The organism is Shewanella sp. 125m-1 (genome assembly GCF_052977065.1).
In genome coordinates, this window is sequence record NZ_JBRILT010000033.1 from 34,981 (window position 1) to 59,558 (window position 24,578).

General features: G+C 45.6%; 14 protein-coding genes. 5 read left to right on the forward strand and 9 right to left on the reverse strand.

Annotated features, from left to right (window positions below; translation table 11 throughout):
• Positions 1–11: 11 nt before the first annotated feature.
• The 4 genes from ACVBIK_RS14385 to ACVBIK_RS14400 all read right to left on the reverse strand — a co-directional run bounded on the left by ACVBIK_RS14385 (position 12) and on the right by ACVBIK_RS14400 (position 16,026).
• Positions 12–1,325 carry an HlyD family type I secretion periplasmic adaptor subunit gene (locus tag ACVBIK_RS14385; protein ID WP_447162276.1) on the reverse strand — a complete coding sequence of 438 codons (1,314 nt, stop codon included), beginning with the start codon at positions 1,323–1,325 and terminating at the stop codon, positions 12–14.
• Entirely contained in the window at positions 1,322–3,445 is a 2,124-nt protein-coding gene (locus ACVBIK_RS14390) for a type I secretion system permease/ATPase (RefSeq protein ID WP_447169960.1), read from the reverse strand. Before ACVBIK_RS14390 ends, ACVBIK_RS14385 begins: the two co-directional genes overlap by 4 nt.
• A complete protein-coding gene (locus ACVBIK_RS14395) occupies positions 3,442–14,358 on the reverse strand; it encodes a T1SS-143 repeat domain-containing protein (protein ID WP_447169961.1) in 10,917 nt (3,638 codons plus the stop codon). The genes ACVBIK_RS14390 and ACVBIK_RS14395 overlap by 4 nt, the downstream gene beginning before the upstream one ends.
• Positions 14,359–14,841: 483 nt before the next feature.
• Positions 14,842–16,026, reverse strand: a complete 1,185-nt coding sequence (locus tag ACVBIK_RS14400; protein ID WP_447169962.1) for an NAD(P)/FAD-dependent oxidoreductase — start codon at positions 16,024–16,026, stop codon at positions 14,842–14,844.
• A 96-nt stretch (positions 16,027–16,122) separates the two neighbouring features.
• On the opposite strand from ACVBIK_RS14400, the gene ACVBIK_RS14405 reads away from it, so the two are divergent.
• Positions 16,123–16,311 (forward strand): hypothetical protein, encoded by a 189-nt coding sequence (locus tag ACVBIK_RS14405; protein WP_447162280.1) that lies wholly within the window; start codon positions 16,123–16,125, stop codon positions 16,309–16,311.
• 83 nt (positions 16,312–16,394) lie between these two features.
• On the opposite strand, the gene gpsA is transcribed toward ACVBIK_RS14405, so the two are convergent.
• The 3 genes from gpsA to ACVBIK_RS14420 all read right to left on the reverse strand — a co-directional run bounded on the left by gpsA (position 16,395) and on the right by ACVBIK_RS14420 (position 18,569).
• Positions 16,395–17,414 carry an NAD(P)H-dependent glycerol-3-phosphate dehydrogenase gene (gene gpsA, locus ACVBIK_RS14410; RefSeq protein ID WP_447169963.1) on the reverse strand — a complete coding sequence of 340 codons (1,020 nt, stop codon included), beginning with the start codon at positions 17,412–17,414 and terminating at the stop codon, positions 16,395–16,397.
• A gap of 4 nt (positions 17,415–17,418) precedes the next feature.
• Complete coding sequence (gene secB / locus ACVBIK_RS14415) at positions 17,419–17,904, reverse strand: protein-export chaperone SecB (RefSeq protein ID WP_012157402.1); 486 nt, start codon at positions 17,902–17,904, stop codon at positions 17,419–17,421.
• A 230-nt stretch (positions 17,905–18,134) separates the two neighbouring features.
• The gene (locus ACVBIK_RS14420; RefSeq protein WP_447162282.1) at positions 18,135–18,569 is read right to left on the reverse strand and encodes a rhodanese-like domain-containing protein; all 435 of its coding nucleotides are present in this window, start codon (positions 18,567–18,569) and stop codon (positions 18,135–18,137) included.
• 241 nt (positions 18,570–18,810) lie between these two features.
• Between ACVBIK_RS14420 and gpmM the strand changes: the two genes are divergently transcribed.
• From gpmM to ACVBIK_RS14440, 4 genes are read left to right on the forward strand one after another with little or no spacing between them, the layout of a single operon-like run.
• A complete protein-coding gene (gpmM, locus tag ACVBIK_RS14425; protein ID WP_447162283.1) occupies positions 18,811–20,355 on the forward strand; it encodes a 2,3-bisphosphoglycerate-independent phosphoglycerate mutase in 1,545 nt (514 codons plus the stop codon).
• A 10-nt stretch (positions 20,356–20,365) separates the two neighbouring features.
• Complete coding sequence (locus ACVBIK_RS14430; RefSeq protein ID WP_447162284.1) at positions 20,366–21,499, forward strand: murein hydrolase activator EnvC family protein; 1,134 nt, start codon at positions 20,366–20,368, stop codon at positions 21,497–21,499.
• A 33-nt stretch (positions 21,500–21,532) separates the two neighbouring features.
• Positions 21,533–22,738 (forward strand): S41 family peptidase, encoded by a 1,206-nt coding sequence (locus ACVBIK_RS14435; RefSeq protein WP_447162285.1) that lies wholly within the window; start codon positions 21,533–21,535, stop codon positions 22,736–22,738.
• A gap of 6 nt (positions 22,739–22,744) precedes the next feature.
• Positions 22,745–23,494 carry a divergent polysaccharide deacetylase family protein gene (locus ACVBIK_RS14440; RefSeq protein WP_447162286.1) on the forward strand — a complete coding sequence of 250 codons (750 nt, stop codon included), beginning with the start codon at positions 22,745–22,747 and terminating at the stop codon, positions 23,492–23,494.
• On the opposite strand, the gene ACVBIK_RS14445 is transcribed toward ACVBIK_RS14440, so the two are convergent.
• Together ACVBIK_RS14445 and ACVBIK_RS14450 are read right to left on the reverse strand one after the other, a co-directional pair.
• Positions 23,480–23,929 carry an Rrf2 family transcriptional regulator gene (locus tag ACVBIK_RS14445; protein ID WP_447162287.1) on the reverse strand — a complete coding sequence of 150 codons (450 nt, stop codon included), beginning with the start codon at positions 23,927–23,929 and terminating at the stop codon, positions 23,480–23,482. The genes ACVBIK_RS14440 and ACVBIK_RS14445 overlap by 15 nt on opposite strands.
• A 51-nt stretch (positions 23,930–23,980) precedes the next feature.
• Positions 23,981–24,232, reverse strand: coding sequence for a YkgJ family cysteine cluster protein (locus tag ACVBIK_RS14450; RefSeq protein ID WP_447162288.1), 252 nt, complete (start codon positions 24,230–24,232; stop codon positions 23,981–23,983).
• Positions 24,233–24,578 lie beyond the last annotated feature (346 nt).

The following is a 24,578-nucleotide window of genomic DNA, read 5'->3' on the forward strand; positions in this document are numbered from 1 at the left end:
GTATCCTTACCTTATGGTTCGCGAAGTGCATTCGCTTTAGCGCGTAATAGTGGTTTGAGCCAATAATTTAGAACGGTTTTTTCACCCGTTAATATATCGGTACTGGCTTGCATTCCCGATATAATTGGCCAGCCATTAAGTACATTTTCTTCCGTTTTAATATGAGCTTCAAAATAAGTGGTGCCATCATCTAACTGCTGTGCATCAGAGCTGACGTATATCACCTCACCTTTGAGGCCGCCATAAATCACAAAATCATAAGCGGTAAACTTAACCGTAGCCTTAAGACCTGTATGCACAAAGGCGATATCTTTTGGGGCGATGCGAGTTTCAATAATGAGTGCTCCATCTTGAGGGACCACCCCCATAATCGACTCGCCCGGCTCTACTACCGCACCTATTGAGCGTACTAATATATTGGTTATATTGCCATTTATAGGCGAAACGATTTTAGTTCTGGCTAAACGGTCAGCCAGTGTTTTAATGCTCTCTGTTAGGGCATTGAGCTCATTCATTACCTCGTTGCGCTCAGCTTCTGCGCGCCCCAAAAAGTCTAAACCTACGGTCAAGTATTCTGCTTCAGCCTGATGCTGGGCAGCTTGTAACTGCCTGCTGTTGGCCCTCGATGCAGACAACTCCCCTTTGAGCCTTATCTCATCACGCTCTAGCTTTAGCAGCTCTAACTCGGCGACGGCTCCTTCGCTTACAGCTTCGCGCGTCATAACGATTTCCTGCTTCACCAACTTAAGCCCGCTTAGTTGAGCTTGAGTGGTAATTTGCACCTCTTCTATGGCCTGCACTTTTTGTTCAATCATCTGCGCCGATTGCTCTAATTGCGATGACAACTGAGACAACCTAGAACGGAATACCGCTTTCGAGCGAGAACTTACAGCAACATCGAGTGCGCTGATCGGTTGTCGATTAATCTGCACCTTATCGCGCCAATTACTGGCCGCATCATAGATCACAACACTGTCGATCTCTGCATCTAACCGCGCCTTTTGTCGCTGCAGTGCTGCCGCTTGCATATTGGCCTCATCGAAGGCCGAGGCAAAACGTAGCTCATCTAAAATCAATAACGGCTCCCCTGCGGTTACTGACTGGCCCTCTTTAACCAACACCTGCTTTAAGATACCGCCATCTAAGCTTTCAATCTGCTGCACAGCCAATGTTGGTACCACCATACCCTCACCCACTATGACCTCTTCGAGCTTAGCGAAGGAGGCCCAAATTAAGGTCGTGATAATAAGTGCGACCACCAGCAAAATTAATTGGTTGGCTCGCTTAGCACCTTCAAGATGTTTTATATGGAGACGGCCACTCATTTAACCTCTCCTTTTTGACGAACATTGACGGCCTTAATGCGGCTCTTGCCACGTTGGCGCATCTCTGCAGGCGTTTGCTCCTGGATGATTCTGCCTTTATCCACCACTAAAATACGGTCACACAGACCCAACAACTTAGGGTTATGGGAGGCGATAACCATCGAGCGTTCTGTAACTTGCGACAGACAGGCAATAATTTGATTCTCTGAACGCTCATCCATCGCACTGGTTGGCTCATCTAATAGCAGTAGCTTAGGCTGGCGCAGTAACACTCGGCCTAAGGCTATCGCTTGACGCTGCCCTCCCGAGAGCTGACGACCAAACTCGCCCACTTGGCTATCGAGCCCGCTGCCAAGTCGATCCATTAGCTTATCGATACCTGAACTGACAATCGTGTTGGCCAATAGGTTTTCATCCACTTTCTTTAAACCGAACAATAGGTTGTCCAGCACTGTGCCGTAAATCAGTACCGGCTGCTGCGACATCCAGCCAACCTGTTCACGAATATCACTAACCGACCACTGCCTTGTTTCTAAACGGTTATAAAATAGCTGCCCACTGCTGAGCTGGTATTGACCTGCGATAACAGCAAGCAAGCTCGACTTGCCCGCTCCTGCAGGCCCAAGCAAGCCTATTTTTTCGCCGGGTTTAATCTCAATGTTCACCTCTGTAAAGGCCGGTAAAGGTTGATCTGGATAGGTAAAGCTGGCATGACGTAGAGACACTGCGCCATTAAAACCTACCGCCGTACTGGGTTGGCTGGCTTTACGCTGCTCTTGTGGTAATTCGAGGATAGAGCTAACGGCAGTAATTGCCGACTGGGTCTGTTTAAACTTAAGCAGTAGCATAGAGATTTGGTTAATTGCATTAGCCGCACGGCCGCTTAGCATCACAATGGCAATCAAGCCCCCCATACTCAAATTACCCGCGTGGATCTGGTATACACCAGAAATAATCAACCCTATGGTGACCAATTGCTGGCTGTTCATCACGCTATGACTCAGGGTGTTAGAGGCGATTCGAGATTCATTTTGCCAATCAGCAAGGCTATTAACTGTATCGTCCCATATGCGTTGCGCCTTGGCCTCGCCATTATTCTGCTTGGTTTCAACCAGTAGATTAAGGGTTTCAATCAGATGGGCTTGGCGTTGAGTCGACAGCTGTGACGTATGCTCTATGCTAGCCATAAGCTTTTTTTGCATCACAAAACTTATCATTAACAGCAGTAACATGCAGGCTAAAGGCACTAAGACCATATACCCTCCGAGCCAAGCTATCAGCACTAAAAACAGCAAGGTAAAAGGTAGATCCACTGCCGTGACTAAGGTCGCCGAAGTGATAAAGTCACGAATACTATCGAACTCTTGTAACTGCTTAGCAAATGCACCCGCCGATGCTGGACGATGCTCTAGTCGCATACCTAAGACTTTTGAAAACAAGATATTCGACATTTTTATATCGACCTGCTTACCTGCCACATCGGCTAGCCGTGTACGCGCTTGCTTTAAGAGCCAGTCGAATAAGATAGCAATACTCGCACCTGTCGCTAACACCCACAAGGTATCTATCGCTTGGTTAGGCACCACGCGGTCGTAAACATTCATCGTAAATAACGGTGTCACCAAGGCTAATATGTTGATCGCTAACGAGCCAAGCAAAAAACTACCGTAGAAAGGCTTAACTTCATCGAAAGCGGCCAGTAACCAGTGGCGCTTAACGCTGAGGTGGTGCTCCTCGCTGCGCGCATCGGTGACCATTTTCCGTTTTACATGCCAGCTATCTTGATAAAACTGGGCGTTAAATTCGCCAATCGATATCGGTGATTGGCAACCGTCGGCATTGGTGAGCAGTAGCTCATCGTTACTGTTTTTATTCAATAAAGCGGGTTGCCCCAGTTTAGAAACTACTAAAGCGGGCAGCGCCATTCTGCCAAGAGCAAGTTTTTGCTCTATCGCCTCAATGCCGGCGTTATCGCAAGCCCTTACCAGTTCTGCCGGAGATAACCCAGCTTGAGTCATAAATAGGTGACTAAACAACATCTGCTCACAGCACTCTAGGCCTAGTTGTTGACACAACTGCGCAATCAGATTTGAGGTGACCTCTTGCTCAAACTGCATCATGGTTGCTGACTCAATAATGTCATTTCATCGACTAATCTTGATAGCGCATCATCTGCTACAGCGGCATATTCAAGATCTTGATCAAGGCTAGAATGTATATGCTGCGGCTCGCCACTGTGACTCACACTTTGCTTAATCGCCTGAGATAGCCGCGTCTCTTGCGCTGCAATACCGGCCTCCATCAATAACTCTGCACGCAGATCCTCTTCTATACTGCGATCGGCAAGTAAAGTACGTCGGTCCTCAAGCAAATCAAGAGCACTGGGGCCAGCCATAAAACTAGAGAAAATGGCCGGAGGAACATCGACACTGACAGTAATGGTTTCAACAACCCCCTCAGCCGTGTCGGTGCCGAGTACTGCGGTAGGATCTAAAGTTAGATTTAAAACGTCACCATCTTGTAAACCAATAATCGTTAGTGTGGCGACATCATCAAAATCCACCACCCACTTATCGCCGTTTTTATTACCAGACGATAGCGCCATGCCATCCGGTACACCGTATATGGTTAGCACTCCCGTCTCATTAATGGCTGGGTTTTGCAGCTCAAGCCCAAGATTTAATGCCACGTTATTGACGTCAGTGGCGATAACATCACCGACTTGAGTCCATATTGGTGCATCAACCTCTGGCGTTATTTCAACTTCAAAATTAAGTACTTCAGCAGCACTTAAATCGGTTTGTAAGCTACCTAAAACCGTCGCACTATCGATAGATGAGAGCTCGAGTTGTACATCCAAGCTGCCAAAAGCCAGTTCGCCAGGGTACAGCGCTAATTGAGTTAACGGGCTTAAGGTTGAGATAAGCGCATAATAGCTGTCGTTACCGGCATCATAGTTAAAGGATACAAACTGTCCGCCAATTTTTACTCCTTCTAAGCCCACTAGCGCAGAGGCATCATTAGACGTCAGGATAACTTTTACCAAAATCGCTTCGGTAGCATCAAACTCGTTGATTTTGGCATTGAAATCGATAGTGATAACTTCATCTTCAATGCTGGTGTATTGGTTCTCTGGCGCTGTAATGATGTCGATACCATCGGCAACAGGTGATACCCCGACGACAATATCTGCACTTGTGGTCACAAAGTCTGTCGTACCTAATTCTTGAGTAATTGCTTGAATAGAGAGTGGAATATCCCCGCTGAAATCTAATGGCGGCTGCAATACAAGCCCAGCCAGCTGAGCTGGAGTCACCGACCAGGAGTAGGTTGGTGAACCGTTAAAACTCCCGCCATCAGTGCCTTCATTGGGCAGCTGTACTAAGTTAGCACCGTCTTGGTAATACAACACCGCACCACTGGGCACACCATGAACAGTAAGATAGATAGCCTCTGAACCATCTTGGTCAATTAAGCCAAGACTCGGCAAATCCAGCCCAGATAAATCAATCAGACTATCTTCTTGGCCTGTTAGGATCAGTGTATTACTGGGTAATTCTGCGGCATCGGTAACTGGGGTGACCTCAATGGTAACGGTATTTTCAAATGACGCTTGATCGATTACCTCTGCGCCATTAATGGTCGCGGTGTCGATACTGGTCGCCGAAAATTTCAGCCTAAAATCACCACTGAGGTGCTCTGTTGGCACAAACTCTAACAAGCCTAAAGACAAGTTCAGTAGCGCCATATTATTGCCTGTAAACTCCCAAGTATCTGTCGTTCCGCTCTTGAGCGACCATAAACCTGTACTATCAGAAATACTGCCCCCATCGAGTAGAGTTAGGGTGATCGGGTTGGCAGTGTCGCCAAACAAAATTTGTTCAGAACCACCGGTTGTTGGGCTTGGATCTGGGTCATCAAACAACAAGCTGATCCCAAGTGGAACTGGACTATCTTCAAGCATGACGCGATTGGCCACCTCGACACTCACACCATCAGCAACTGGGGTAATCTCAATCTCAAGGCTTTGAGAATCATCAATTCTAGTATCACCACTCACTGTATCGGTGGCGATTATACGGATAGGAATATTCAGCTCACCGGCATAGTCTTCGCGAATATTGTGTAGCTTAAGACTGCTAAGCGAGGCGGTGGTAAACACATACTCAATCACGTTCTCACCAGTGGAGTCATACACCGCCTTGACATCACTACCACTAAAATAGCCGCCTTCAGGTAAATCTGAAGCTAAAATCCTAAAGCTAATCATGTCATTATTATCAGGGCTAAGCAATTGATTTAAATGACCGGAAAAGTCGATGGTCGTATCTTCTATGGCATCAACCGGCGTTAACTGTAACGATCCAACGGCTGTTGCCTGACTATCTGGCGCGCCTTGATCAAAGCGCACAAAAAAGTTAGTGCTGATGATTTCTGGGTCATCACGATCTAATACTCTCGCTTCTACAGTGACTTGCTTTAAACCGGTAGCAAACTCGCTAATAATCGTCGCACCAGCCAACACATCTAGCGCGTACTCTTGCACTGTATCGCTGGTCATGCCGCTAACAGGTATAATCCAGCGCCCATCACCATCATCAATCGCACCATTGGGGTGTGATACATACCAGCCGTCGCCACTTGGCACTATGATGACGACATAATCCAGCACCTCTGAACCATCGATATCACCATCGAAAAAGAGTGCCTGACCCGTTAAATTTATCGCCGAGCCATCGGTGCTCACTAGGGTTGGCAGCTCGCTCTGTAGGTGAGTCGTAAAATCAACAACAGCATCGACCAATACGATAACTTGAGAAGAAACATACTCGCTAACCTGTACGCCCGTTTGCGAGGTATCAGTGACTTGGTAGCTCACATCAAAAGAGAAACTACCATCGGCATCTTCTGGTGGTACAGCAGCGAGTCGCCCTGAGTTAAGTAAAGCGGCTAATGTTGGGCTAGTACTGTCGACTAAGGTGCTGACATCTAAACCTGAAACAGGAATCGTTACCTGTGAGCCATCTAAGGTTAAAATAAAGCCACCAGCCCCTTGAAAAGGAATAATCAAGCCCGTAATGGTCTCACTACCATCGATATCAACATTCAGATTTGGGGTAAAGTCTAGTGGAATAGCCCGATCTTCAAAGCCGTAACTCACCGTTGAAAGCGATCCTGCATTCTCATCGATCACCGGAACTATCTCGATATTAAGCGTTAACTGGTAGTCGGCTGAATCACCATCTAACTCGGTGCTTTGTGCAAATATGGTCAAGCTCACTTGGCCACTAAAGTCTTCAACAGGTTTTAGACTCAAACTCGCTAGTAGCGCCGCAGAAACGCCATACACAGGTTGATTATTAATAAAGTCGACGACAGGTAGATTTACAGGCATACCACTGGCATCAACGAATATAACCCCATCCGGTAAACCTGAAATTCGCAGATCTAACGACTCTGAGCCATCATCATCAGATGTCACGATTGTGAAATCTAACGGAATTAGCTGATCTTCATTGAAATCAACCACATTCGATATGACGCCAGTATTGTTATCTATGGTCCAAACATTGGGGTCGCCATTAATGACAGGCCTATCATTGGCAACACCCGTTAATGTAATCGTTATTTGTTCCACATCGCTATAGCGAGGATTAGGATTAATAATGCCATCAGCGGGCTCGACACCATCTTGTAAGGTTTCAGTCGCAAAGCTTCTTACTGCTATTGAAAAATCCCCAAGATTTGCTGAACTCGCATCAGCAGCTGGCAGCAGCTTGGCCAGCCCGGAGTCAACTTCTGACGCCAATACCGTCCACACGTTGCCATTCATTGTGGCCGAGGGGGAGTCGATAGACCAACCGTCAGGCAGAGTGAACTCATAGCTTAAAATTTCAGAGCCTGAATTATCCGTTAGCGCGCCAGAGACCACCGATTTGAGCAATATCGGTGCATCTTCATCGCTACGAATATCTTCAGTGGTTAGCGTGGGTTTATCAGCAACAGGAGTCACATCAATAGTCACGGTCTCAAGTGTGCTCAGTGCTGTGTCTTTGTTGTCATTTTCTGTGGCTCTCGCCTGCACGGTAAAGCTAAATTCACCGGCTAGATTTTCACCCACGGTTGCCAGCAGGTTATCTAGCTGGAGCTGGCTAATTGACATTCCGTTAGTGATTGTCAGTCCAATCGCGACAAGCGTTAGCCCCGCGCTGATATTATCGATGACATACGTCACTGTTTCGGAGCCTTGAGCATCGGCCCCCATTTCATCTTTTGATGTCGCACTCAGTTTAATATTAAAGCTGGCTGCATCTTCATTGACCGAATAAATAAACTCGCTAGACGCGTCCCACAAGGGCACATCGGCAACTGACTCCACATTAATAGGAACGGTCGTAGTGATAGGCGGCTTGCCTGCGATATTAACGGTGATGACAAAAGAGGCATTGGCGGTCGCATCAGATCCATCCTCTACAGGTTGATAGCTTAAATCACCATTGGGTATGGCCACTCGAGTCAGTGGATCTTCCTGCAGCAAACCGTTCAGTATAGACAGGATGTAATTACCATCTGCATTTTTGGGTACCTCTACGCCGTTAAGCAGCAAAATACCGCCCTGGAGGGCTGCGGCATCAAATACCATGCTAAGAATAAACTCACTTTCGTCTATGTCACCGGGCTTGGCTTCGACACCAAAAACGGTATTAGTATCTTCAATAAAGTCGGTATTAAAGACGGTAATTGAGCCTTGTGCATCTTTAGCAATTAATGTCAGCGTATCGGTGGTGATATCACCATCGGTATCCGTAATTTCCAACAATACATCTTCACTAAACTGTAACTCATTGTAGGCAAACTCAAGCGTTGTTACCGTCGCTAAACCATTTTCATCAACCACCAGCTCACCGTATTTAACCGCATTGGGGTTAGCATCGGTAAATAGCTCTATCGTCGTTCCAACCGCGTAAGAAACCCCTTTATAGCTGATATCTGTCACCTTGGCGCCATCTGCTCCCTGCTCTACTTGAGAAAACATTTGCACGCTATACACTTCATTTACCGCTTCAAAAAACGCTAACGTTTTAGCGGTACTTTCTGGAATATCATCGGTAACGGTAACGGTTATTGTTTGGGCTGCTGACTTATCGTGGTCCGCATCAATCGCATTCACTTCAAATTGCAGGTCTAAGCGATTTTCGCCACTAGCATCTGCATGGTCAAAAGGCCTAAACTGTTTGAACTCCACTTTACCGTTGGCGTTAAAACGGATCTGAAATACCTCCTCTCCACCCGTTTCACGCGTCCCCACATACCAGCCATCACCATTAGCCGTGGTGTTGAGCAACACCTTTTCCCCACCACTATAGTAGGTAGCAAAACTGAAACTGTCGGTTAGGGTTATCTCGGTGATACTGTCACTTCCCGACGAGGTCGATAACACTTGTGAAGTCGAGATAGGGGTTGTGCTCGTTAGATTCCCCTCATTAATGTTGAGCTGCAGCGCATCAGGTAAAATTGCACTCTTGCCATCATAGATATCAACAGATACCTCAGCAGAGGAGAGAGTATTATCGCTATCTCGGATATCGACCGTCACCTTAAGCGTATCAAATAGATCTGCGGTTCCTAAATGGTCTATCGGTCCGAGTAAGTTAAAGTCTATCGTAACCGTGCCCGCCGTTTCGGGATCGATCACTATGTTGGCGGGTAATTGCATGGTGAAGACCAACTGGCCCTCTTCCGTCACTGCATCGATTGAAGCGCCACCATCTTTTACAACCCAAAAAAGCTTGGAGCCATTTTGGGTCAATGTGACACCCGATGCATTTTTCACTTCAGCGCCATCAACTAGGCTAAATGCGATATCGATAATGGGGTCATTACTGGCGGTTATATTGAAAGAACCTACGGCAGTATTGTCATAAGCCGTGACCGAAGGCTGCTCACTCACGTTGAGACTAATATCATTAATGGATGCGGCATCAGCATCTTTTACGGTGACGGTCAACGTCGCTGTAGACACATCACCATCAAAGTCAGACACTAACAGGCTAAAATCAATATCTTCGCTTAGCGTCTGGTCGAAGGCTTGGTACAGGGTGAAGTCATAGTTTTGATTTAAGCTATCAGCATTTGAGCTCCAACTTTCACTCAGCTCAATCACAAATACCGGATCATTAGCGTTACCCAAGTGTGCCGTTAGCGTTAACCCGTCGGCACTTAAGCTGTACAGGAGTGCGATACCTCCCACCGTGAGTTTTGGCTGCTGAACCGTAGCTGAAAATGACACCGCCGACACGGCATCACTCCCGACCAACACATCAAATGTGCCGCTCTGTGTAACGGGGGCGCCCACCAGTAAATTCTCTTCAAACGTAAGCTGAGTAATATTAGTAAGCTCTGGTGAATGGCCGTCGCTCACATTCCAGGTTAATGCGCCTTGCTTAATTTCCGTGCCATCCAGATCCAGCGCTGTAATTTGAGTGATAATCTCAACCACATTGCTTCCAATATGGTCAAGAGGAGCAAACTGAGTGAAGTTGGCATCAACACTCAGATCATCAGCCACATTCGTTGCCGATAGCACCATAGTAAACACCGTGATAGGTACCGCTTCATCTGTGATGGCCGTTAATGTTTTACCATCATTGGACAGTACAAATTGAAGTGCGATGCCATTGCTTGTTAAGCCTTGGTTTTGTAACTGAAACGGTGTTAAAGCGGTAAATCGAATCGTGTTAGCTTGCAGCATGTCGGAGCCTGCACTAATGCTAAATGTTTTATAGGTTACCTGTGGACTCGCATCAATATCAGCCTCTTGATTAGCACCGATAACATCAAGCATTTCACCTTGTGCACCATCAACAACGGTAAAAGTGACATTTGCAGTGGCAACACTACCGTCAGAGTCCAATACTGTATATACCAGCTCCACCACTTGTGGCTGAGTGTTATCAAGGCTGCCTGCAACATCAAAACTCCAACTACCATTGGATTGAATCGTGAGATTTCCCTGCGACGTAGAAATCACGGTAGGTGTACCCGATATGACCGGGTAATCGGTACCGTCGAAATGGATAGACGTCAGCGTTAATGGCCCTTCTACTGTGTAATCATTACCTAAAAAAGAACCTACTGCTGTCGTATCTTCAATAACAAAATCTTGATCATCAAACGCAAAGGGACGAGCATCTAATATATTCAGCACTGCGTAGGTAATAATCTCTTCAGTGGTGCCATCGCTGTCAGTTTGTAAACCACTTAAGCGGATATAACTCAGTGCATTAGTATTGTTTAACTCATCCATTGGCTGAAACAAAGACACGTTTAAGTCGGTTCCGGATAAGCTTGCCGTCATCACCGTTTTACCATCACCTAAACGAGTGAGAATAAATGACTGCCCATCTGCAGCAACATTGATACTTAACGCTTGCCCCTCAGAGGTCAGGGTTAATAGCCTGCTCTGCTCTGCCGTTATCGCCAAAGCGGCGTCAAAGATCTCGATAGGAATAGTGGCGCTGTCACTGGGACTGATATTGAGGATTACTTCATATAACGAAGTGATTGGCGGAACCAGTAGTGTTGGCATCGCGTCATCAGCACTATTGCCTGATGCATCATCAACATTAACATTGAGCGCCCATGACCCCTGACGATCTAGCCCTGTCACATCTATCCCAGAAAACAACCAGCTACCATCCACCTCAACGAGGGTGGTAAAGGTTAAAGTGTTACTGCCATCAGTGAGGGTCAGCTCGACGGTTTGGCCAGCTTCTACACCCGTTGTGACACCACCGAGTGATTTCTCAACACCATAGATAAACAGCCCAGCATCAAAACCATCGACTCCGGTATCGATATCGATACTGATTTGAGTGTCGAGGGTGGCACTGTTTGTTCCAATAGCGGGGTTACCCGCTAAATCAGATGTCACCGCCTGTAAGGACAGCTGCCCATCGGCAAATATCGACAGGTCGACATTGGGAACTTGCCATTCACCATTGACCACTACGGCATTAAAGGTTGCGATTTTACCGTTAATATCAACCAGAGTTATGGTTACAGGTCGACCATCTTCGATATTAGTGACCGTTCCTGCGAGTGTGGCATTTGTCGACTCAAAGCTATTGATTAAGCCGTTATCATCAACAATTTCAACACTGATACTGGCTAGGCTATCTTTAGCGGCTGCGACATTAGCCGCCACTAAGTTACCCGCTATATCGGTAGCGCTAGCCACAAAGCTTAAATTACCATCGCTTAACGTAGAGATATCGGCATCGTCTATCTGCCAACGCCCATCAATAGCACTTGTGGTAAAAGATAACGTTTTACCGTTAATGTCAGTCACAGTAATCGTGACTTGCTGATTATCTTCAATATCAGTAACGACACCAGAGAGATCCAGCACTAACTGCTCACTGGCATTAATGACGTTATCAGCTCCGGTATTAACCTCGATGGTAATAGAGGCTAAAATATCCACCGCTATGGTATCGCTGGCCGTGGCTACGTTACCTGCTAAATCTTCAACTGACACCGTAGCGCTTAGACTACCATCCTCAAAGCCAGATAGATCAACGCCAGTCAGCTCCCACCGACCCGCCATAACAACGGTAGTGAAGCTGCGCTCGTTACCTAGGCCATCACTAAAAATAACACTCACAGTCTGGCCATCTTCGATATTACTAACGCTACCGCGCACATGAACGAGCTGCTGTTCATTGGCGTTAATCACATCATCGCTATCGACAAACGTTATCGTCACTTCACTTAATGTATCTTTGATGATGGTATTGCTATTGATGGCAATATTACCTTCAAAGTCTGAGGTCACTGCCCTTAGCGTTAACTCGCCTTCAGCAAGTGATGACAGGTCGATACCATCAAGCAGCCAAGTACCATTGCGGGTTACGCTACTAAAAACTAAGGTGTTACCATTACTATCTGTAACCGATACCTCAACTGGACGGCCATCTTCAACGTTGAACACTTCACCCGCTAAAGTGGATGTGTAAACTTCAATTTGATTCAGTAAGCCATTATCATCAACTGCCTCAATCGTGATCGCCGCTTGTGTTTCCTTATAGGCTCCATCAAATCCTGCAGCAGGGTTACCCGCAACATCGTAAGATAACGCAGTAAAGTTAAGCTCACCGTCACTTAAGCTTGAAAGATCCACATCATCTAATTGCCACTTACCATCAACGACTGTAGTACGAAATATCAACCTATCGCCATTCACATCACGCACAATCACAACGACATTCTGGCCATCCTCGATATCAGTGACAGAGCCTGACATCGCGACTGACACCGCTTCACGCGTATTGATTACGGTATCGCTTCCGGTGTCGACCTCAATGGTAATCGTGGCTTGAGTATCGACATTGATACTGGTATTGGTCGTCACCGGATTACCAGCTGAATCAACCACGTCAGCCGTGGCATAGAGTTGCCCATCGGCAAAATCGCTCAGCTCAATATCTTCTATGACCCACAGGCCACTAACAACAACAGCTTCTACCATCTCGCTGTGACCTTGACCATCAAAAAGAGTCACACTAACCACAGCACCATCTTCGACGTTATTAACAACACCTTGTACTTTTACGAACTGCAACTCAGCAGCATTAATCACATTATCGTCGTCGATAATACTGATCGTGATAGAGGCTTGAGTATCTTTGGTAACACTGCCAGTACCTACACCAATGTTGCCCTCTAAATCTGATGTTATCGCTCTTAGACTCAACTCACCATCTGCAAGAGATGACAAATCAACGCCTTCTAAACGCCATACTCCATTTAAAACCACACTGCTAAACAGTAATGTTTTGCCATTACTGTCGGTAACTGCAACTTCAACCGGGCGGCCATCTTCGACGTTGTGAACCAGACCAACAAGCACAGACTGCGGCGCCTCAAACTGATTCAAGACCCCATCATTATCTATCGCTTCGATGGTAATTGACGCTTGGCTCTCTTTATAGGCTTCACCTGTGGCGTTGGCAGGATTACCGGCAATGTCTGTCGCATCGACACTAAAGATGAGCGGACCATCAGCAAGACTAGAGAGATCTTTATCTTCTAATTGCCAGGCAGCATCGAGAATTGATGTCACAAATGAAAGTTGTTGGCCATTTATGTCGGTCACAACGACGGTGACGCTTTGACCCTCTTCAATATTTTTAGCGACACCAGTCATATCGACACGCAACATTTCGCGCTCATTAAGCACGGTATCGCGCCCGGTATCGACCTCTATCGAGATGTGCGCCTGGGTATCTTTAATACTGTTATCGACGCCATTGGTCACATCACCAGGGTAAGTAATGGCCGTAATGGTCGCGGTTAGGTCCCCTTCAGCAAAATGTTGAAAGTCAACGTTTTGTAACTGCCACCGTTGTTCCTGTGCGACCACCTCAAAACTTTGCTGCAAACCGAGACTATCAACAATTATTAGTTCTAGAACCTGTCCGTCTAACGCATTGGTCGCTTGACCCGATAAGCCGGTGCTGGGAGATTCGAATTGATTGATGTAACCATCAATATCGGCAAATTCAACCGTGAGAATGATAGGTACAAATGAGTCTTGTTGATTAGCATTAAACTGACTATCAGTGGATTTTACTAAGCTATCGCCCTGGGTATTAAAGCCTGAATCAGCAATTACAGCATCATTGCCTGATTTAACTACCTGATAGAAAAAATTTACACCTTGTTGCTCACTAGTTGATTCACTTTGATTATTGGTAGTAGATTGGTGCTCAGTTTGCGCATGTGTAGCATCACTTTCTTTACTGATATTGCTGCTGATACTTTGAGGAATGAATACCCTGGTTCCGTCGATGACACTGAAGAGTTCACCGTTGGCACTCACTTGCAATTGCTCAGGGCTGAGAGTGTAGATAGGCAGGTCCGACTGGAGCTGATGAGGTAAAACCATGGCCCACTGGCCATCAGCCGTTACAGCCCATAAAGCTGAATCGAGCTGCACATAATAAATCACCTTGGCACTTAAAGTAGGCATCTGAAAATATCCTTTTCACATCAGTCACTACGAATATATCGGCAAAACATCATCACCAACACACTACCAGTTTTCGCAATCTGCTATAACAAGTTTGACACAAGATGGCGCCATTGATAACAACTGAGTGTTCAAAAATGCCATTACAACTAAGGTTCCAGCTCAGACGCACCACTTATTTTGTTAGCAGCAAATGAGCAGAAGAAAAATAAAACACTTAAATAATTGATTAAAAAGAATAAAAATAACTACGTGTAACCGAGAAAGCGAAGAGATTGATTGCTATCTAACGAGATAAGAAAGCCAGCGAATATAGAGGCTAAAAGGAGTGTTAATCGGTATCTAACCTACTAAGCTTAGATACCCTGAAGAGATAATGAAGAGATAATGAAGAGATAGTGAAGAAACGACAACAACACTAGGATAGAAACGTTACGGCCTAAAAATGCCATTACGGGCAAACTTTATTGTCTCTACACACAACTACACAGCCTGCCCTGCAGCCACGCCTGAGCTCCAGGCCCACTGAAAATTAAACCCGCCTAACCAACCACTTACATCCATTACTTCGCCAATAAAGTATAGACCAGAGACTGACTTTGCCTCCATGGTTTTAGATGATAGATCATTAGTATCGACGCCACCCAGGGTGACTTCTGCAGTGCGATAGCCTTCGGTGCCATTCATTACCAATGTCCAAGCCTCAAGATCGACAGCCAACTGCTCACGCTCGACATGTATCAGCTGATTGAGTGCTTTGTTAAGCAGCGCCTCTTCAAATAATACTTCAACCAAGCGCTTTGGTAGCCATTGCGACAAGGCATTACGTAGGCTCTGCTTTGGACTCGCTTCAAGCGCTTGCTCAATCTTGGCACGCACATCTTCGCCAGGAAGAAGGTTGATACTTATCGCCTCACCTGGGTTCCAGTAATTAGAGATTTGTAGAATCGCTGGGCCAGATAAGCCACGGTGGGTAAATAGCAGAGCTTCACTAAATTGAGTGCCATTTTTTGCGGTAATGGTGCAGGGTACGGCAATACCCGATAGCGGTTCAAAGCGCTGCTTTTGGTCACTATGCCAAGTAAAAGGCACGAGCCCGGCATGAGTCGACAACACCCTTAAGCCAAACTGCTCTGCAATATGGTAGCCGTACGGCGATGCACCTAGCTTTGGCATTGATAAACCGCCCGTTGCCACAACCAGTGATTCACAGCTGTATTGCTCTTTATCGGTTTGCACTTCAAACAAGCCATCGGCATTTTTACTTATCGCGCTGATTTCAGTGCGTAGTTTAATCTGCGCGCCAGCCCACTCACACTCGGTAAGCAGCATGGTAACGATCTCTTTAGCAGAGTCATTACAAAACAGCTGACCATGATCGCGCTCATGATACTCAATGCCATGGCGCTCAACCAGTTCGATAAAATCACTTGAACGATATCGAGCTAATGCAGATTTTACAAAGTGGCCGTTACCGCAAATAAAGTTTGCAGGCTCAACTTTTTGATTGGTGAAGTTACAACGGCCACCACCACTAATCAGGATTTTGCGGCCCGCTTGTTTAGCGTTATCGAGCACTAATACATCACGGCCACGGTAACCTGCAGTAGCCGCACACATAAGCCCAGCAGCTCCAGCACCAATAATGATGACGTCATGATGTTTCACTCGAAAACTCCTAAAAAAACTTTGCCGAACGCTTGTAAACGCAAGGCATAAAATAGGGCGCTATTTTAGCATTGTTATTTGTACATGGAAGTATTTATGCCGCTATCAACATCTACACCATGGATGGCATCAAATGGTAGTTGTACATGGAAGTACTTATGCCATCTTCGCCATGGATGGCAAGAAGTGGTAGTTGTACATATAAGTACTTATGCCACTATCAACATCTACACCATGGGTGGCATTAAAGTGGCATCTGTAAAGAGAAGTACTTATGCCGACTAGAGAATACGCTAAAAACAAAAAACCGAAGCTAGGCTTCGGTTTTCAATCAACTGAACAAATTGTTCAACCTAATAACAGCAAAACTATTCTGCCGACGACGTCTCAGACTTTTGTTCACGGCTAAGTAGCTCTTTGGCTGCATCAACCGGAGACTTGCCCTTATAAAGGACTTGGTAAACCTGCTCGGTAATCGGCATTTCGACGCCTAAACGCTTAGCTAGCGTGTAAACCTCTTTTGTATTGCGATAACCTTCAACCACTTGGCCGATCTCTTTCTGAGCAGCTTCAACATCTGAGCCTTTGCCCAATGCTAAACCAAAGCGGCGGTTACGAGACTGGTTATCGGTACACGTTAGTACCAAATCACCAAGTCCTGCCATGCCCATAAAGGTAGGGGCTTGTGCCCCCATCGCTTCACCTAGTCGAGTCAACTCAACTAAACCACGGGTGATAAGCGCCGTTCTAGCATTCGCACCAAAACCGATACCGTCAGAAAGGCCTGCACCAATCGCGATAACGTTTTTAACTGCGCCGCCCAATTGCAGACCAATAAAGTCATCATTGGCGTAAACACGCAGACGTTTCGGGCTATGTAACAACTCAACTAAATCTTTAGTGAATTGTGGGTCGGTACCCGCAATCGAAATCGCAGTCGGCATGCCTGCTGCAAGTTCTTTAGCGAACGTCGGCCCCGATAACACAGCTAATGGATACTCATCGCCTAACACTTCACGGGCAACATCTTGTATTAAACGGCCAGTTTCAGGCTCTAAGCCTTTAGTTGCCCATACAATACGAGAGTCATTACGCAAAAGCGGCTTCGCCTGGCTAAGCACCAAACCAAATACATGGCTAGGAACGACCACTAGTACATTATTTGATGCAGCTAGCGCAGTAGCCAAGTCAGCTTCAGGGATCAGCAAGTCTGGTAGCGGAATACCCGGTAAAAACGCTTCGTTACACTTGTCGTTTTTCAGGTTTTCAATGTGCTCGGGTTCGTGGCCCCAAAGCATGGTTCTGTGGCCATTACTCGCTAAAGAAATGGCAAGGGCGGTCCCGTAAGAGCCCGCCCCCAGTACCGTAATGTCGGCAGTGTTTTTCATGCGATTAAGCGTTAGCTTCTTCTGCTGGTGCTTCAGCTGCAGCAGCTTGACGCTGTTGAACATACTGAGCAAATAGTGCGTCAAAGTTAACTGGCGCTAGGTTTAGTTGTGGGAAAGTACCACGGCTAACTAGGCTACCAATTGCTTCACGAGCATATGGGAAAAGAACGTTAGGGCAGTATGCACCTAGAGAGTGAGCTAGCTGCTGTTCAGTAAGACCAGCGATAGCGAAGATACCCGCTTGCTGAACTTCACATAGGAAAGCAGTTTCTTCACCGTTCTTAGCTGTAACAGTCAAAGACAGTACAACTTCATATACGTCATCAGATAGTTTGTTGCTGCGAGTATCTAGATCAAGCTTAACTTCTGGGTTCCACTCTTTTTGGAAAACAGCTGGGCTGTTTGGTGTTTCAAAAGAGATATCTTTTGTGTAAACACGTTGAATGTTGAATTGTGGACCTTGTTGTTCGTTGTTTGCTACTTCAGCCATACTATCCTACCTTTAAAATATGTTAATGAGGCTACTTCAAAAGAGCCAGTCTCAGGGCTTGGTAAGCCAGGTAAACACCTAATTTACTGTCCCAGTTTTTGATTTATTTAGTCAACAGACGCTTTTTTGGAGGGAACGCTCCCTCAGTTCAATGCCGGTAACCACAATAAGTTGAGAGCTAACACTCTAATCAATAACTCAACAAAAAAGCAATGGCTACACTAACACTTCTATCTTTTGCTTTTTGAAACAGGCAAATTATTTGACTGCCATTCACCCATACCACCTTTCAGGTTGTTCACGTTTTCAAAACCGTGCTTAACCATCAGCTGAGCAGCTTGAGACGAAGTCATGCCAGCGTTGCATACCATTATAATGGGACTCGCTTTTGAGTTTTCAAGGGCAGTCAGCTGATTATTTTTTATATCGGCTAGCGGCACGTTGATTGCGCCAACTATATGACCCTTCTTAAATTCTTCTTTTCCGCGCACGTCAACGACTTTCGCGTCTTGCTTATTCATCAGCAATGTTGCTTCTTGATGATTAACATTTTTAACTTTAGAAACGCTAGACTTAAACACTACAACGATAAGTCCGACGAACAAACCAACCCAAGCCAAACTTAACATCGGGTTCGCTTTAAAAAATTCCATATATTCTTGCATCGTTAACTGCCTACTATTTTTAGGGCCAAATATAATGAGGGCACAGAGTATACCATCGCTTGAGGCAGAATACAGAATGTTAGTCACGCTTGTGGCGACGCGTCTGCGTACTTATATGGCAGCAATAGCGCAATCCGATAACGGCAATCTAGGTAAATTTCTTTATGCGTGACCGTAATTGGTAGTAATATTTAACCAATTTCGATTTAAATCTTATTTTTTTAAACTTAAAGGTACTACCATGACGACACGCAAGCGCCCACTGGCACTGCTGATCCTCGATGGCTGGGGTTACCGTGAAAACACACAGAAAAATGCTGTTTTTCATGCTAAGACACCGGTTCTAGACCAGTTAAATGCCAAATATCCACACAGTTTAATCTCAGGTTCGGGTCTCGATGTTGGCTTACCTGACGGCCAAATGGGTAATTCAGAAGTCGGACATATCAATATTGGCTCTGGTCGCATTGTTTACCAAGAACTCACTCGTATCGGCAAATCAATTGATGATGGTGAGTTTGATAACAATCCCGCACTGACAGAAGCCGTCGATGCAGCAATCAAAGCTGATGGTGCAGTGCATATAATGGGACTCTTGTCTCCAGGTGGCGTTCACAGTCACCAAAATCACATCGAAGCTATGTGCCGTCTAGCGGTAAAACGTGGTGCCAAGAATGTTTACTTACATGCATTCTTAGATGGTCGCGATACTCCACCTCGCAGCGCCAAGTCTGGCCTGGCTCACTTTGAAGAACTATTCAACACATTAGGCACAGGTCAGGTCGCTTCACTTATTGGCCGTTACTACGCCATGGATAGAGATAATCGCTGGGATCGCGTTTCACAAGCTTATGAGCTCATTACCGAAGGCAAAGGCTTGCACCAAGCAGCAACTGCCGTTGAGGGGCTTGAAGCCGCTTATGCCCGTGATGAAAATGATGAGTTTGTTGCTAGCACCGTTATTCCTGATGCTCAAGGCAACATTGCCACGCTTGCCGACAACGACTCGTTGATTTTCATGAATTTCCGCGCCGATCGTGCCCGTCAAATTACTCGCAGCTTTGTAGATGCTGACTTTGATGGTTTCGAGCGAGCCGTGACGCCAAAAATCAACTTCGTTATGCTGACAGAATATGCTGGCGACATTAAGGCTGCAATCGCTTACCCATCAAGTGACCTGGTTAATACCTTAGGCGAGACATTGCAACAGCGAGATCTCACTCAGCTACGTATTTCCGAAACGGAGAAGTATGCCCATGTGACCTTCTTCTTTAACGGTGGTAAAGAGGAGCCGTTTGAGGGAGAAGATCGTATTTTGATCCAGTCACCCAAAGTCGCGACTTATGATTTACAGCCAGAGATGAGTTCTACTGAGTTAACCGACAAGCTAGTAGCGGCCATTGAGTCAACTCAATATGACGTCATCATCTGTAACTATCCCAACGGTGATATGGTCGGCCATACTGGTAACTTCGATGCTGCAGTTAAAGCCTGTGAAGCGGTAGATAGCTGTATTGGTCGTGTTGTAGAAGCACTGCATAAAGTTGGTGGAGAATGCTTGATTACCGCCGATCACGGCAATGCAGAACAGATGACCGATGAGTCAACTGGCCAAGCTCATACTGCACACACCAGCGAGCTAGTGCCATTAATTTATGTAGGGCGTGACGCAGAGATAGAAAAAGGCGGACGTTTGAGTGATTTAGCGCCGACTATGTTAACCTTGATGGGACAAGAAGTGCCTGAAGAGATGACAGGCCGCGCGATAATAAAAATCAAAGAGTAAAAACTAACACGTGAACATTCGATTTTTTATAAAAGCCAGCATCATTGCTGGCTTTCTATCACTTCCTTTAACGGTTAACGCCACTGATCTAGAGCGTCGTCAGTCTGAGCTTAAATCGATTCAAGCGCAGATCAACAAGCAACAGTCCGCGGTTCAAAACACCAGTAAACAAAGAGAGCGATTAATTTCTTTATTAAAAGAGGATGAAAAAGCGATTGCTCAAGCGGCAAAAAAAGTCAACACCACCAAGCAAGATCTTGGCAAAACCGATAAGAAAATTGCAGCACTAGACAGCAAACAGGTTCAATTAGAAAAATTAAAAACAGCACAGCAAAAGTCGCTTTCAAATCAACTTGCTAGCGCCTATTTGGCCGGTAATCACGATTACAGTAAAATGCTGTTAAATCAGCAGTCACCAGCCAGCATTGAACGACTACTGGCGTATTATCAATATTTGAATAACGCGCGCATTGACTCAATTAATCAGTTACAGACAACCTTAAAAGAGTTAGACCAAATTCAAGCTGATCAGCAAGAGCAACAAAACCGGCTTAATAAACTGGTGCTTGAACAACAGCAACAAGCTCAAAAGCTCAACCAAGAGCAGTCTCAACGGCAAAATACGCTAACCCAACTGCAAAGAACCCTAAGCAATAGCGGTGCGAAACTCGAACAACTACAGATCGAGGAAGCCAGCCTTAAGAGGGTGGTCGAGCAAGCTCTGCTCGCAATGAAGAACAACCCTTCATATGAAGGGCTATCTAGCCGTAACAAATTAAAGTGGCCCACTCAAGGCCGCATAAAATCAGCTTTTGGCAGTAGGCGCTCCGGTCAGGTCAAATGGAAAGGTGTCACCATTGCTGCAGCAGAGGGACAAAATGTCACCGCGATTGCTGGCGGTAAGGTCATTTATGCCGACTGGTTACGCGGTTTTGGTATGGTTTTAGTTGTAGATCATGGCAAAGGTTACATGAGCTTATATGGCCATGCGCAGGCATTATTAAAGAATGCTGGAGACTCGGTAAGCAAGGGAGAGTCGATTGCTTTGGTCGGACGATCGGGTGGACAGACAGAGGCTGGCCTATACTTTGAAATAAGACACAAGGGGCAAGCTGTCGATCCTGCAAGGTATTGCAAACGTTAGACCATATAACCCCTTACGATATAAGGGGTTTATATGTCTCAATTAATTCGTTACTTTTGTTGCGTTACCGCTGGCTTAGCGCTGGGCTTATCCATAACCTTATCCGGACAGGAACACACTCAACAATATAACTCCCGTGTAAATTACCCTGTGCTGCTCGATGTTATCGACACCATAGAAACCTACTATGTACAAAAACTCACTGAAGAGGAGCTTATCGAAGCGGCCATTGAGGGGATTTTTAATAAACTGGATCCTTATTCAAGCTTTCTAGATAAACAAACCTTCAGCAATATGCAAGACACCAATAATGGTGAGTACTTTGGGTTTGGCGTCGAAATCGCCACTGACAATGATCAAATAACCATAGTCACCCCCTTTGCAGAGTCCCCAGCAGAAGCAGCAGGGATAAAACCGGGTGACCGTGTTATCAAGCTCAATAAACAGCTGGTTACCGCTGACAAATTAGAAAGTATTCTCAAAGAAATCAAACAGCATAGTGTCGACAAACGCCCCATTGAGCTTGAGATGATACGCGCCAACTCAGATGCTCACTACACCGTCACCATCAGTCCAAGTCTTATCGCAATAAACTCTGTTGAAGCAGAGATCCTAGACAACCAGATTGGCTATATTCGTCTTTCAAGCTTTCAAGAAAATACCACTCCAGAACTGGTCAAACAGCTGTCAGCATGGCAATCAGAAAAACTAAACGGCATTATTCTCGATCTTCGAAACAATCCAGGTGGGCTGCTCGATCAAGCGATAACTATCGCCGATATCTTTCTCGACAAAGGGCGGATAGTTGCTACTGAGGGGCGATTTTTTGATGCGAACTCAGACTACTACGCCTCACCACAAACTATGGCGACCAATATTCCACTGTCAGTATTAATCAATAAAGGCTCCGCCTCCGCCTCTGAAGTGCTAGCAGCTGCATTACAAGAAAATGGTCGCGCCAAGTTAATAGGCCAGACGAGTTTCGGTAAGGGCACGATACAAAGTCTGATCCCCACCCTAATGGATGGCAATGCAATTAAGCTGACTATTGCCAAATACACGACGCCAAATGGTAAAGACATTAACTCTAAAGGTATTGAACCTGATATAAAAATCGAGTTAGAGGCTGTATCGGATGGGGAAAGTATGCCTATAATCGAGTCAAATTCACTCCGTGAGTCTGTTGCTCAAGATAAATTGGTCAACTCGGCTATTGCATGGATTCAAGCAGAAAAATAATAACCAGTGCGCTACCTTCTATTATTCATTTTTTTATTGTTACCAAGTTCAAGCGTATTCGCTAGCAAAATGGCCATCATCATTGACGATATTGGATATCGACAATCTGATAAAGCGGTGTTGAGCCTACCCGCCAATATTACACTTTCAATTTTGCCACACACACCGCTAGGAAAAAGTCTCGCCCTTGAGGCACATCAGCAAGGAAATGAGATTTTAGTCCACCTACCTATGCAAGCGCTTAATGGTAAAGCGATTGGTCCGGGCGCTTTGACGAACACCATGACCGAAACAGAGCTAAAGGCCCAGATAAGCGCTTCAATTCATAGTGTGCCTAATGCCAGTGGCGCCAATAATCATATGGGAAGTTTGCTGACCCAGCTAAATAGCCCTATGCGCTGGGTCATGGAGTCATTACAGCTGCACAATTTATATTTTATCGATAGCATGACGACCAAATATACCCGAGCAGGTGCGGTGGCGGAATCAATGGGCGTACCACTGCTAAGAAGGGAGATTTTTCTAGATAACGATAAAACGCCAGCTGGATTAGAAAAGCAATTTAACCATGCAATATCCTTGGCACATGCTAAACGCAATATAGTGGTCATAGCCCACCCCTATCCAGAAACGGTAGAGTTTCTCAATAAGAACCTGCATCGTTTACAGAGCGCTAATATTGATTTGGTGCACACCTCGCAGTTATTACCGCAACGTGTCGCCACCAAATCAAGGGATGTTCTACTGCAAGATTGAGATAGAGAGGTCTGGTAGTAACGACTTAAGCTCTGGCTTATTTGTTACTATCATATCTAGAGTATAAGCATCTAGCACAGCCAAATAAGCATTTACAGCATCACCTAATACGCCCTTAAGCTTACAAGCTGGGGTAAACAAGCAATACGGCTTACTACAGTCGATAGGCGCCAAAGAGTTTTCTAAAGCACGTACCACTTGGCCTATATTGATATCTGTAGCTGGCTTAGCAAGCTTAAAACCACCACTCTTGCCGCGAACCGTTTGCAAATAACCTAACTTACCTAAATGATGTACAACTTTAGAAATATGGTTGGCAGACAGGTCAAATACTTCTGTGATCTCTGAGATACGGAAAAGCGTCTCGCGCTCGGAGTGCAGCGCCAAATACATCAGCGTTCTTAAGCCATAATCGGTGTAACGAGTTAACTGCATTGATTAACGATCCGTAAATAAATATTTGAACGACGATTTTTAAAGGTTTAGTTAGCTGGTAGCCGCCTCTAAAGAGCTAATTAACCACAGAGCCTCAGTATCGGTTTTTCCACAAACATCTTCGGTTGCCGCAAACAATCCACATACGGCAGGCCTTTGTTGCTGGCCGAACAATTTACATAAGTTGCTATCATCTAACTGTATGCATCTAACACCTGCGGGTTTTCCATCTGGCATACCAGGAATAGGGGTGGAAATAGACGGCGCTATGCAACATGCACCACAGCCTAAACGACAATTCATCTTATAACCATCTTATAACCTTAGTTCTTGCGGCACCTATTATAGCCCTATCAACTGATAGAGGGTTGTGCCACTTCACATAGTATACAGTAAGGCGTTAATCAGTTTGTAGATCCGTGATCAGTGTATTGAATTTATACTGGTTGGAATTGGTTTATAAATGAGTATGGCGGTAATCATTAATTTACTAACGCGAAATGGGGCCGGACTATCTTCTTTTAAAAGAATCTGTGACGTTTAACTAAAAAAGCCTCTGCATTTTTTCAATAATACCAAACTGGAAAATTAACTGGTCACACTTGCCCAATCCCTAGAACACAATTTTGTCACTCGCTCTGAACTCTCA